The organism is Oceanobacillus jeddahensis, from assembly GCF_000750635.1.
Taxonomy (GTDB): Bacteria; Bacillota; Bacilli; order Bacillales; family Amphibacillaceae; genus Oceanobacillus; species Oceanobacillus jeddahense.
The window spans coordinates 564,313-578,300 of sequence record NZ_CCDM010000003.1 but is presented as its reverse complement, the minus strand read 5'-3'; the positions used below and the strand labels follow the sequence as shown (position 1 = coordinate 578,300).

Sequence of the window (13,988 nt, the reverse complement as noted above, 5' to 3'; positions counted from 1 at the left end):
AACAGTGAAAAAATATAACTATGTAAGAGTATCAGTTGTAGCTGTTCTGTTAATCGCTGTGTTTTTTATTGTTCGTACATCTTTATTTGAAAACTATGTTGTTAATGGAAAATCTATGGAACCAACACTTTATGATGGTAATTTAATGATGGTTAATACATTTACGAGTGATATTTCAAATATTCACCGCTTCGATGTAATTGTATTCCATGCATCAGAAGAAAATGATTATGTGAAACGTGTTGTCGGGCTTCCGGGAGAAACCATCGAGTACAAAGATGATCAATTATATGTGAATGGGGAATACATTTCTGAAGATTTCCTGCAGGAAGAAAAAGAAAACGTGGAAGCAAATCCCTTTACAGAAGACTTTACGCTTCTTCAAGTAACTGACGAAAAAACAGTGCCTGAAGGTGAGCTGTTTGTATTAGGAGATAATCGTGTAGACAGTTTGGACAGCAGATCTATTGGCTTCATTCCAGTTGAGGAAGTGGTTGGCAAGGTTGACATTACGTATTGGCCAATAAAACAATTATTTAAGCAGCCACGTTAATATCAGTGAAAAGTCTTGGTAATCATAGTTAAACCATTTTGAAACGGATGGAGACACAGAATGAAACTTCATTTCATCTTAGCTTTTTCTGCCTCTTCAACTAAAATTTAGTGGAATTAATCGGGTTTACACTGACAGTAGAACAGAGATAAATTACTATTATTAGGAACAAGCTTCTATCTTTGATAAAATAAAGGTAGGAGTTTTTTTTGGACGGACCATTCCAGGTCAAACGTATTAGCGCCTCTCATTACGCTTTTAGGGAGGCTTCATGCATTTTTTCAATCGGCATAGAATATAAACTTAAGGAAATTCATGAAATCACTACAATCCAGATCGTTAGTTTAATAACGTTTTACGGAGAACCGCCCGTAAAACTCCCGTCTCCAAATAAAGAGGGCGAATACATTTATTTAGGCGGGCGCTGGCCCTGAATCACTCAGGCTAATTCAGTGGAAAAAAGCAGCAAACTAAGTTCGCGACATCCTGGGACTGGGGGTGAGATTACTCGCCCCATCGTAAAGAGCTGTGCGTCGAAAACTTCCACTGAATGAAGTTTCGTTTTAATAGAATACATATATCAATAAAAAGGAGCGTGCATCAGATTGACAGTGCGATTTATTCTCGGCAGAGCCGGTACAAATAAAAGTGAATGGATGATGAATGACATAGAGAATCGTTTACAAAAGAAACCAATAGGTCCAGCTATTTTTTATATTGTTCCGGATCAAATGACCTTTCAACTGGAAACATCTTTATTTAGCCGGGAGCATTTAAGTGGAAGCATTAGAGCACAAGTGACTAGTTTTTCACGGCTTGCATGGCGTATTTTACAAGAAACTGGAGGAGGGTTAAAGCCTTTTATCAGTTCGATTGGAACACAAATGATGCTTCGGAAAATTATTGCTGAAAAAAATGGCGATTGGATGGCATTTCAAAAAGCAATTAAAAAGCAAGGATTCTTGTCTCAGTTAGAATCTGTTATTCAGGAATTTAAGAGATATGAGATTACGCCTGAGGCTCTTCGTATGCAGCAAGATCAATTTAATAAGTTTGTCCATCAATCTCCATCGGAAATCGGCCTGGTCCGGAAATTAGATGACTTTACTTATATTTATGAGCAGCTTCTGAAACAACTGCAGCATACTTATATGGATAATGAGGACAGATTACAAATTTTAAAAGAAAAAATTCCCCATGCTCAGATGCTGGAGGGAGCTCATATTTATATCGATGGTTTCCACCGTTTTACACCGCAGGAAATATCGGTAATTGTGGAATTAATGAAAAAATGTGCCAACGTTTATATTGGCTTGACCTTAGATCCTGCTAATACGGAGAATTTAGAAGAGCTGGATATTTTTTATCAGACGAATCAGACATATCATCAATTAGTGGCTGTTGCAGAAGATAGTGGTATTTCTTTAGACCAGCCAGTTTATTTAAATCTGGCAAATGATCAGTTTAAAGATCGTGCTTATTTTGCCCATTTAGAACAAAATTTTGATGTTCGTCCTTCACCGGAATACAAAGAGGATGCTCCTATTCAAATAGCTGAAGCAGTACATCCTCGTGCAGAAGTAGACGGTGTAGCTGGAGAAATCCTTTCGCTTGTTAGAGATGAGGGGTACCGCTACCGAGATATTTCCATTCTAGTAAGACAATCGGATGTATATGACGATTTAATCCAAACAATTTTTGGCGATTATGGTATTCCTGTTTTTATTGATCAGAAGCGTTCGATGCTGCATCACCCATTAATTGAACTGATTCGCTCCATGCTGGAAGCAATTGAGAATGGCTGGAGATCGGATGCGATTTTCCGTGTTTTAAAAACAGGGTTTATACCTGCCCGTGATGAGGAATTTCCATTGACCAGTGATGCGATTGATCAATTAGAGAACTATACGATAGAATACGGTATTCGTTATCGGAAGCAATGGTTAACGGATAAACCATGGAAATATCAACGTTTTCGCGGCTTTGATCAGGCTGCACAGACAAACTTTGAAAGGAAGATGCAAGAAAAAATTAATCGTTATCGTGATCAAATAACGAGTGCGCTTCGTTCTTTTGATGAAAGCTTTCGAAATGCCACCAGTGTAAAAGATCGCTGTGAAGCCATCTTTATTTGGCTTGAATCCCTTGGCGTGCCTGAAAGACTAGAGGAAATGCGAGTATCCTTTGATGAGCAAGGTCTTCCTGAAAGAGGAAGAGAGCAACAGCAAGTTTGGGATGCAGTGATTCAATTAATCGATGAAATGGTGGAGGTGGCTGGTGACGAAGAACTAGATATGGCAACCTTTAACGCGTCAATAAATGCTGGTGTTGAAGCGCTTGAATTCTCACATGTTCCACCGACTATGGATCATGTATTAGTGGGAACGATTGATAGGTCCCGGATGTCAGATGTCCGCTGTGCCTTTTTACTCGGCGTAAATGAAGGGGTATGGCCAATGAAACCACAAGTTGACGGGATGATTGATGATGAAGAAAGAGATTTGCTAGAGCAAAATGGCTTGAAGCTAGCTGATAATGGAAAACGACAGCTACTTGATGATTGGTTTTATATTTATTTATCCTTAACAGTAGCTAAAGACAAATTAATGATTAGTTATCCAATTAGTGATGAGGAAGGGAAAGCAAAGGTTCCTTCTCAGGTTGTTCATAGAATAGAGGATTTATTCCCCGTTTGTCAGGAACATTTATTATTCCAAGATGTAGAAGATACTGCTGATACAACGAGGTTTATTACGACAAAAACGAAAACAAGAGCTGCTCTAACGACACAATTTGCTAGGTTGCAACGAGGCTATGAAATTGATAATGCCTGGTTTGCTGTTTATAACTGGTATGTGAAAAATCAACCAAAGCATCATATGACTTATCGTATATTACAAGGTCTATTTTATAAAAATCAGCCAGAACAATTAAACAAAGAAACAGCCGAAGAACTTTACCCAAAACAGATTAAAGCAAGTGTAAGCCGCCTAGAATCTTATTATAGATGTTCGTATCAACATTTTGCCCGCTACAGCTTGAATCTGAAAGAGAGAGAGACTTATAAATTAGATGCACCAGATATCGGGCAGCTATTTCATGAGGCATTACGTTTAATTACAGAGTGGGTTCAGGATGAAAAAACAGATTTTAAACAGCTTACCAAAGAAACATCAGCTAATTATGCGCATCGGGCCATCCAGAAATTATCTCCCGTCCTGCAGCATCAAATCTTGCACAGTTCGAATCGCTATACCTTTATTCAGCAAAAATTGGAAGAGATCATTGCCAGAGCGGCATTTATATTAAGTGAACAAGCGAGACAGACAGATTTTAGTCCAGTTGGTTTAGAACTCAGTTTTGGAGAGAAAGATAGTCCATTGCCTCCGCTTATTTTGCCGCTTGAAAATGGTTATGAATTACTGCTGCGCGGAAGAATTGACCGTGTTGATAAAGCGCAGCTTCACCAAGATTTATATTTACGAATTATTGACTATAAATCAAGCTCCCGTGCTTTAGATCTGTTAGAGGTTTATTATGGTTTGGCCCTGCAGATGCTGACGTATTTAGATGTTGTATTGACCCATTCGGAAAAATGGCTAGGTCAGCAGGCAAACCCGGCAGGTGTCCTTTATTTTCATGTGCATAATCCAATGATTAATTTGGATAAAGAGAAAATAGACAGTGACATTGAGGAGCAAATCTTTAAATCTTATAAAATGAGAGGACTGCTCTTATCCGATGAAGAAATTGCCAGAATGATGGATGATTCTTTAGAAATGGGAACTAGTAATATTATTCCTGCCGGACTGAAAAAAGATGGTACATTCAATAGCAATTCGAAAATTGCAGATAAAGATACATTCGAACAATTAAAAAATCATATTCATGGATTATTGAAGCAAGCAGGTTTGGATATGACATCAGGGGGTGTGGAAATCAATCCGTTTCTGAAAAAAGATACTGAAGCATGTACGTATTGTCCTTTCCACGCAGTTTGCCAGTTTGATCCTGCTTTACAAGGAAATAATTATAGAAAAATAACGAATATGAAAGAAAAAGAAGTGATTGATCGGCTAAAAGGAGGGGAATTCCGTGGTTAAATGGACAAAAGAGCAGGAACAGGCAATTTATCAAAGTGGTACGGATATCCTTGTAGCTGCAGCAGCTGGATCCGGGAAAACAGCCGTCCTTGTAGAGCGCATTATTCAGAAGCTTTTAAAGGAAGAAGACGCGATTAATATAGATGAATTACTCGTCGTTACCTTTACGAATGCTGCAGCACAGGAAATGCGAGCAAGAGTTGGAGCTGCATTGGAGAAGGCCCTGGTTGATAAACCTGACTCACTTCATTTAAAAAAACAGCTCTCCTTATTGCAAAAAGCATCTATTTCAACACTGCATTCCTTTTGTTTAGATATTGTCCGGAAAAATGCTTATATGATTGATTTAGACCCATCTTTTCGAATTGCGGATGATATAGAGATGGATATGATAAAGCGGGAGGTTCTGGATGAACTGCTGGAAGGTTGGTATGATGATGCAAATACAGAGCAGGAAACATTTTTTGAAGTAGTAAATCGCTTTTCTAATGATAGAAGTGATAGAGATGTAGAAGAATTAATCTTAAGGACTGCAAATTTTGCAGTTCAACATCCATCTCCAAAAGAGTGGCTGCGCCAGCTGACTGCGAATTATGATATTGACCAATCCTGGACAGAAGAGACCATCCCTTGGCTACAGGAAGTCAAAAAAGAGATTGCCAATCAATTAAAAGCAATGAAGCAAGAGAATGCTTTGGCAATTGCGGTTGCAAGAGAGCCGGACGGACCATATCATTATCTGGATGCTTTGGAAAAGGACACAGCGATGCTGGAAGCAGCAACGGAAAAGTTATCACAATGGGATGAGCTGCACCAATTTGTTCAAGATAGCAAGTTTGCGGCGTTATCCAGAAAAAAAGCAGACGATAATCCAGAGAAACGGGAGCAGGTAAAAGATTTCCGTAAAAAAGTCAAAGACAGATGGGACAAGATGAAGGAAAAGTGGTTCGTACGCAGCCTGGATGCTCATATTCAAGATATGCAAGAAATGGCTCCTGTTTTGAAACAAATGACTTTGATGGTAGAAGACTATATGGACAAGTTTCAAAATCGAAAAAAAGAGCAGGCTATTGTTGATTTTAATGATTTGGAGCATTACTGTCTGGACATTTTAACAGAAACAAATCAAGCGGCTAACAAAATGCAGGCTTCGTCAATTGCTTTACAGCTGCAGAAGCAGTTTAAGGAAGTACTGGTAGATGAATATCAGGATACCAACCTGGTTCAGGAGAGTATTTTACAATTAGTCCGTAACCCTGAAGATGACGGAAATATGTTTATGGTAGGGGACGTGAAGCAAAGTATTTATGGATTCCGTCATGCCGAGCCTTCCTTATTTATCGAAAAGTATAAACAATTTGCAGCAAACGATGATCCAGCAGAACGAATTGACCTGAATCGGAATTTCCGAAGCAGGGAGGAAGTATTGATTGGTGCAAACTATTTATTCCGTCAGCTTTTTGATGAAGAGGTTGGTGATATTGCCTATGATGAAGACGCTGAGCTGATCTATGGTAATCGTATGTACGATGAATTTCCCGCCAGTTCCGATCCGGAGTTACTGCTGATTGATTCTCCACAAGGACAGAAGTCTAACGAAGGAGAAGAGACCGAAGAAGATTTAGAAAAAGCCCAAATTGAAGCACGTGCCTATGCCAAGAAAATTCAAGAATGGATTGGTGTGGGAGAGAACGGTTCTCCAATGCAAGTAGTTGATAAAGACAAAGGGCAGCATCGAAATTTGATGTATCGTGATATTGTTATTTTAATGCGTTCGATGACATGGGCACCAGTGATTATGGATGAGTTAAAAAAACAAGGTATTCCTGTCTATGCAGAATTAACTTCAGGTTATTTTGAAGCGATTGAAATTAGAGTCATGATTAGTTTATTAAAGATCATCGATAACCCGCGCCAGGATATCCCGTTGGCTGCTGTATTACGGTCACCTATTGTCGGATTGAAAGAAAATGATTTAGCAGCTATTCGTTTAGCAGATCGTCATGGAAACTTTTATGATGCCCTGTCAGCTTATATGGAAAAAGAAGACAATGACGTGACAGAGCAGTTAAAAGAGTTCCAGACGCTGTTAGAAAACTTAAGACTCTCCGCCCGGCAGGGAGCACTGTCTGAATTAATTTGGCAGATTTACCGGGAGTCAGGTTACTATGATTTTGTAGGCGGTATCCCTGGAGGAAAGCAGCGTCAGGCGAACTTACGCGCGCTGTATGACCGGGCGAGAAGCTATGAAGAGACTTCTTTCCGTGGTTTATACCGGTTCTTGCGGTTTATTGAGAGAATGGAAGAAGAGCAAAAAGATTTAGGGGCGGCGCGTGCACTTAGTGAACAAGAAGATGTTGTCCGGATAATGACGATTCATAAAAGTAAAGGCTTGGAATTTCCCGTTGTGATTCTTGGTGGAACTGCGAAAGAATTTAATATGATGGATCTAAATGAGAAGTATCTATTGCATAAAGATTTAGGTTTTGCTAGTAAATTTATTGATCCGGAGAAACGAATTCAATATTCTACTTTATTTTATCACGCTATGAGAGAAAAAATAAGAAGAGAGCAGCTATCAGAGGAAATTCGTTTATTATATGTTGCCTTAACACGTGCAGAAGAAAAGCTGTTGATGGTAGGAACAGTTCCTTCTGTAGAGAAGCGAAAAGCAGCATGGTCATGGATTGGTCAACATCCTGACTGGCTGTTACCAGCTTATTTCCGGGTTGGAGCAAAGAGCTATCTGGATTGGATTGGCCCCGCTCTTATTCGTCATGCTCACGGAGAAGCTTTGCGGGAAGAAGAACCAGGTGATCATATCTTATCTGATATTACAATGGACCCCTCCAAATGGGAGGCGGACATTTATTTGAGTGAAGATATTGTATCGTTTGAAAATCGGGTACAGGAGAAACAGGATGCTTTAAAAAGTCAAATCAGGAATTGGGATTTGATTGCACAGGAAGATAACGAGTTAGATGCTTGGGTTGATCATCGTCTATCCTATCAATATCCGTATCAGGAGGCTGTACATTCACGTGCGAAACAATCCGTCACCGAGTTGAAACGTCAGCTGGAACAAAAGGATACCTATAGTGATGAAAGAATGGTTCCTAAGTCCTCTATGCGTCCAATCACAAGAAGACCAAGGTTTATGCAGGCGGAAAAGAAATTAACTCCAGCGGAGAAAGGAACGGCTCTTCATACAGTGATGCAGCACCTTCCTTTCACTGCTCCACTCACAAAAGAAGAGGTAGAGGAGTTTATTGAAAAGTTAGTTCAAGAGGAAAAAATGACAGCTGCAGAAGCTGATAGTATATCCTCTTCCGATATTGTTGCGTTTTTAGAATCAGCCATTGCCCAAAAAATTTTTGATGAGAAAAAAATCTTCAAAGAAGTGCCATTCAGCTTAATGCTGCCGGCAGAAAAGGTATACGCTGATTGGCAGGATACTTCGAAAGAAAAAGTGTTGATTCAAGGGGTTATTGATTGTATTATTCCTGCAGAAAATGGCTGGATTATTCTTGATTATAAAACAGATATGATTACAGAGGATATTACAGAGAAGCTGGAAGAAAAGCTGAAGAAACGATATAAAACGCAGCTTGAGCTTTACCGGTATGCAATTGAAGAAATCTGGAAGCAGCCTGTCGAGGAAACGTATCTTTATTTCTTTTCAAAAGGGCTACTTATCAAAGGAGAATAATAAGTGCAACCTTATCAAAGAAACAAACGATTAGAATGGATAGACGCAGCAAGAGGGTTTGCGATTTTGGGAATATTTATGGTGAATATAGGAGCTTTTTCTGCTCCTTATTTCCTCTATGGTGGAACAGAGAATGCCTGGAATACTAAAATAGATCAGTTCAGCTTGATTTTTATTGATATTTTCTTTCAAGCGAGCTTTTATACATTATTTTCGATTCTTTTTGGTTTTGGCATTCAAATTCAAAAGAACAGCTTAGATAAAAAAGGTATTTCTCCCTATGGCTTTTTCGGGCGCAGACTGGGAGCGTTGATTGTTTTTGGAATCATTCATGCCTTTGCAATTTGGAGCGGAGATATTCTTTTAACCTATGGAACAATGGGACTCCTACTATTATTATTTTTGTACAGCGGGGAGAAGGTTCTAATCGGCTGGGCTGTTGGTTTATTAGGGGCATCCACCATTATCTTGACAGGTCTGCAGTATGCGGTAAGAGATTTTATCGATATAAGTTATACAGCAGAAATAAACCAGGCTTTTCAAAGCTATCGTTCTAATGATTTTTCCATTATTTTGGCGCAAAATTTTCAGGACTGGCAGTTATCGAATGGAATTTTCAGCTTTTTCCTGTTTCCTTTTATTTTCTTGCCGCTGTTTTTATTTGGGATGTACCTGGCAAAAAAGAGATGGTTTCATGAGCCGCTTGACCATAAGGGAATATTGAAAAAAGTTTGGGTTATTTCTTTAATTGTATTTATCTTATTTAAGATAGGACCGTATACATTTGGTAACCCACTCTGGTTCAGTCTGGTTCAGGATAATATTGGCGGGACTGCATCAGCTGTATTTTACCTGACGTCAATTACATTGTTATGGGAGAAAAATATGGCGCGAAAAGTTCTTAGTGTTCTGAAGCCGATTGGGAAAATGGCATTATCTAATTATTTGCTGCAATCGATTATTTCCTTCTGGTTATTCTATGGTGTTGGCTTTGGATTATATGGAGAAGTCCGTCCTGTTCAGCAAATTGCGCTTGTGGTTGTGATTTTCTGCTTACAGATTATAGGGAGTATTATTTGGCTTCGATACTTTCAATTTGGTCCTGTGGAATGGTTATGGAGATCGATTACGTATAAAAAAATACAGCCAATGAAACGCTAATCATGGCAATTTATTGACAAAGAATCGTTAAAATGTAATCTTAGGGAAGAAAATGGTATCATTATAGACGAATTATTAGTCATTTTTGTGAAATATGAAAGATGATGATATGAAGGAGGAAACATGAAATGGGAGAGACACATTTGCATATTACGACGTGGGCGTTGGGACTGATTCTGTTTATCATTGCTTTAGTCCTTTATAAAAATAACAATAACAAGCCTGCAACCATCGTTCATATGATTTTACGTCTTGTGTATTTATTTATCATCGTTACCGGCGGATTACTAACTTGGGATTATATTCAAGGATATGGCATGCCGCAACTTGGGGAAGCCATTGTAAAAGCACTTGCTGGTCTTTGGATCGTTGTGGCAATGGAAGGAATTTTAGTTTCCACGAAAAAAGGGAAAGCTACTACAGGCAAATGGATTCAATTCTTTATTGCGCTGATTATCGTTATCATTTTAGGCTTTTTCCGTCTGCCAATGGGCTTTTATTTCTAATACGATAGCAAAATAACAGAAAGACTATCGATTCCGAAATACGGTATAATAAAGTGTCTTAGGCTACCCGCTAAGGCACTTTATTTAATTTTATCGCAGGGTACAGGTTGGGCTGGGGTTGCGATTACCAATGTTGTCAGGTTAATGAATTTTCTTAAATTTAATACAGATAGTAATAAAACTATCTAGCGACGGTTTTGATGCGACGAGTAATCGCAGTCCCAGAGGAAAAATATGGAGACTCCTGTGGGAAAGCGCGGAGGAAAGACCCCGCAGAAAAAAGCGAACTTCTTTTTTGAGGAGGCTGAGCTCAAGCCCACGGAAAGCGTAGTGTTTTTCCGGAGCGGTCGATTAACCTGACAACATTGCGTTTCACTTTACGACCCTTTTTTCAAGATAAATGTGAAAGCTTTTTTACATCATTCAAATCAAGGTATGATTTTTGGAGAAAATAAGTGATAATAATACAAGGGATTAATAGGGATTACAGTTTTATTATCATTGGGGGAAAATTTTATGATCAAAAAATTAAGTATTGGACTTGCTGCTGTTCTGGGCATGTTGATCATCCAAGCACCTGTACATGCACAGGACGAAGATATACATAATGAAGTATTTTACCAAATATTAATTGACCGCTTTAATAATGGTGATATAGAAATTGAAGGAGAATTAGATATTAACGATCCTTATAATTATCATGGCGGAGATTTTCAAGGTATTATAAATAAATTAGATGATTTACAAGATATTGGAATTACGACGATTTCTGTAACACCAATTATGGAAAATAAAGAACAAGGCTACCATGGCTTTTGGATTGATGATTTTTATCAGGTGAATCCACAATTTGGAACAATGGAAGATTTTGAGCGGTTAGTATCCGAAGTGCATGATCGTGATATGAAAATAGTTATCGATTTTGTGTTTAACTATGCTGCGGACACGAATCCATTAACAGAAGATGAAGATAAGGAAGATTGGTGGTTAAGGACGCCAGATTCTGATTATGAATGGCTGTCGGAAACGGTTCAAATTGATTTAACAAATCCGGAAGCTGCTGAATATATGTTAGATGTTGCATCATACTGGCAAACAGAAACAGAAGTAGACGGGTTTAAACTTCAGGATGTTGATATGGCGCCACAAGCATTTATAGAAGAATTGACAGCCGCTTTAAAAGAGAATCGTCCTGACTTTTATCTGATTGGTGATATAGCTGATGAAAATATAGATGAGGCGGCTGAATTATTAGAAAATACATCGCTGGATCTCATTAATTATCCAGATTTGAATCAGGTTTTAAGTGAAACATTAGCAGATAGTGATAAGAACGTTTCTGAAGTTTATGATACTTGGGAAGAGCAGGGATTAACAGATTTTTATAAGCAAATTGACGGCTTCCATCAGGAACGGTTTACGAATATTTTCTCGGAAAATCAACGTAATTCAGTAACAGCTTGGACACTTGCTTTAACTTATATGTACACGACACCGGGTCCAACGATGATTACACAAGGGACAGAAATTCCAATGTATGGAATGGATGCCGAAGAATCTCAGCGGCTTGTTCCATTTAATAGCGGGGATGAGGACTTAAAGGAATTCCATAAACGTATTGCATCTTTACACAATGAATTCCCTGCATTGAGATTTGGAGATTTTGAATATGTTGGATCTGATGCTTCTTTATTCGTATTCCGTCGCAGCTATGAGGATGAAGTGATGTATGTAGCTATTAATAATGGAAGTGAATCGGCTTATATTGATGAAGAAAATTTAGAATCCGGTATGCAGTTAACAGGTATTTTAGAGGATAATTTAGTCCGTGAAAATGAGGAAGGAAATTATCGGATTGGAATACCAAGAGAATCTGTAGAAGTATATCTTTTAGAAGAAGATAAAGGGTTTAATTGGTTATTTATTGGCTTTATTGTTTCTGTTCTTGCATTATTTGTTATTGCCGTTGTGTTATTAAAAAGAAAGCAAAAGCTGTCAGAGCAGCAAAACAATAACCATATTGAATCATGAGCATGAATATAATGCGTGAAAAACATGTATCTAATACCAGGTGCATGTTTTTCTAATTGCTCAACTTTCTTACCTAAGAATAAGCATGTATATTTTGCTATTTTGGATTATCATGTTCTTCATTATTGTGCCTGCTTTTAATTAAATCAGCTTTTTTTGAACGAATGATAGTGTACAGCTCCCGCTCCGGCCAACCACTCAGCCGCAGCGGTGCTTTACACTACACCAGCTATTCTTTCAAGGGAGTTATCAAAGGAACAATCAACTCATGTTTCTATGGAAATGAATTTACTTTTTAAGATGTGAAAGTTGAGTAATTGTATATAAGCACAAAAATATGGAGCTGGGTGGATAAGAGGAATTTCAGGATAGAATCATAAAACTCATACAATTCTCCTGATTCTATAGTATAATGAAATCAATAAAGCAGAATATACCGATTTGTTTAAAGGAGGTGCTGTTTATGGAGGGAAGTTCTATAAAAAGAGAATTCTATTTATTATGTAAGGTAATTCTATTTGCTATTATTGCGATTTTTGTTGTTAAAAATTTCCTGTTATCTCCTTCTGTTGTCTGGGGAGAATCTATGCAGCCTACTTTTTCTGATCAGGATAAAATTATTGTGAATAAAGTATCTACTATTGATCGGTTTGATGTGATTGTATTCCATGCTCCTGATTCTGATAACTATTATGTCAAACGAGTCATTGGTGTACCGGGTGATCATATTGAATATAAAAATAACATATTATATTTAAATGGAAAAGCGATCGATGAGCCTTATTTGTTAAGTGAAAACAGCTCTTCAAATTGGAGTCTTCAAACGGGTGATTTTACGTTAGAAGAGTTAACAGGCTATTCACTCATTCCTGAAAATACCTACTTTGTTTTAGGCGATAATCGTGGAAACAGCAATGACAGCCGTTTTTTTGGATTACTACATGAAAATGCAGTTATTGGGGAAGTAACATTTCGATTTTATCCATTTAATAATATTGGGAGACCCAAATAACAATTTGTAAAAAGTAATGTCACTTTATACACGAGTTCAACCTTTCTATTTAAATCGTCTTTATATACACGTAAATGTGTGCATAAAGACGATTTTTTGTATGCTGGCAAACATAAGAAAAACTACTGATTTACAAGTAATAACCAAGCAAAAATCAAGTTTTTTATTGATTCTAATAAAATTGCAACAAAGTTTGACAATTTGTCAACACTCCTCGTATATTAGAATAAGTGAGAGAAAACATCTTAAGATAGAAGGGTCTGTAAAAGAAGTGAGTCAAAATATAGGAGATTTTATTAAAGAGCAACTGGAGAAAAAGCATATTTCTATGCGGACATTAAGTAAACAAACAAATATTAATATTTCGACGATATCACGTATTATTAATCATAAACGTAAACCGACAAATCAGCATTTAGTGGAAATTTCAAAAGCGTTGGATATTCCTTTCGAGGAACTGCTTCACAAAACAGGACTTCCAATAAAAGAAGCAGAAAATCCTGTCAATGATATACAGGCTTCCATTATAATGATTGATCATTTTTTAAAGCAATCAGACAATCGTTATGATTCTTTTTCAATGGAAAAATTAAAAAAGAAATTACATAGCTATGAAAAAGACGTGGAAACGGAAAATGGCCGCCGTTTCATTGTGGATAATTTTCAAAAGAAAAAAGAAAATGCAGGAGATCACGGAGCTTATATGAAGCAGATATCTACTTTTTTTCACCGGTTTTTTCATAAAAAAGGAACGCGGAAAGAATTAGTATTAATGGGTGCTGCTTTAATTTATTTTATCAGTACAGCAGATGTTATTCCTGATTATCTTTTTCCAATTGGGTATTTAGATGATGCGGTAGCGGTTCAAGTAGTAATGAATTTACTTTCTAATAAATATTAGTAATGAGGGTTT

Annotated in this window: 8 protein-coding genes; all 8 read left to right on the top strand. The window is 37.5% G+C overall.

The features are described from left to right. Positions 1-4 precede the first annotated feature (4 nt). The 8 genes from lepB (BN986_RS16085) (at position 5) to BN986_RS16045 (ending at position 13,976) form a co-directional block, all read left to right on the top strand. Complete coding sequence (gene lepB, locus BN986_RS16085) at positions 5-553, top strand: signal peptidase I (protein WP_040981923.1); 549 nt, start codon at positions 5-7, stop codon at positions 551-553. 605 nt (positions 554-1,158) lie between these two features. Continuing rightward, positions 1,159-4,656: a helicase-exonuclease AddAB subunit AddB gene (addB, locus tag BN986_RS16075; RefSeq protein ID WP_040981920.1), complete on the top strand. Its 3,498-nt coding sequence runs from the start codon at positions 1,159-1,161 to the stop codon at positions 4,654-4,656. Then, positions 4,649-8,365, top strand: a complete 3,717-nt coding sequence (addA, locus tag BN986_RS16070; protein ID WP_040981917.1) for a helicase-exonuclease AddAB subunit AddA — start codon at positions 4,649-4,651, stop codon at positions 8,363-8,365. The genes addB and addA overlap by 8 nt, the downstream gene beginning before the upstream one ends. A gap of 3 nt (positions 8,366-8,368) precedes the next feature. Then, positions 8,369-9,526 (top strand): DUF418 domain-containing protein, encoded by a 1,158-nt coding sequence (locus BN986_RS16065; protein WP_040981915.1) that lies wholly within the window; start codon positions 8,369-8,371, stop codon positions 9,524-9,526. Positions 9,527-9,654: 128 nt separating this feature from the next. Continuing rightward, on the top strand, positions 9,655-10,032 hold the full coding sequence (locus BN986_RS16060) for a YisL family protein (RefSeq protein WP_040981913.1): 378 nt from the start codon (positions 9,655-9,657) through the stop codon (positions 10,030-10,032). Between the two features lie 516 nt (positions 10,033-10,548). Then, a complete protein-coding gene (locus BN986_RS16055) occupies positions 10,549-12,063 on the top strand; it encodes an alpha-amylase family glycosyl hydrolase (protein WP_040981910.1) in 1,515 nt (504 codons plus the stop codon). A 463-nt stretch (positions 12,064-12,526) separates the two neighbouring features. Next, positions 12,527-13,075: a signal peptidase I gene (lepB, locus tag BN986_RS16050; protein ID WP_040981908.1), complete on the top strand. Its 549-nt coding sequence runs from the start codon at positions 12,527-12,529 to the stop codon at positions 13,073-13,075. A 271-nt stretch (positions 13,076-13,346) separates the two neighbouring features. Next, entirely contained in the window at positions 13,347-13,976 is a 630-nt protein-coding gene (locus tag BN986_RS16045; RefSeq protein ID WP_052400835.1) for a helix-turn-helix domain-containing protein, read from the top strand. Positions 13,977-13,988 lie beyond the last annotated feature (12 nt).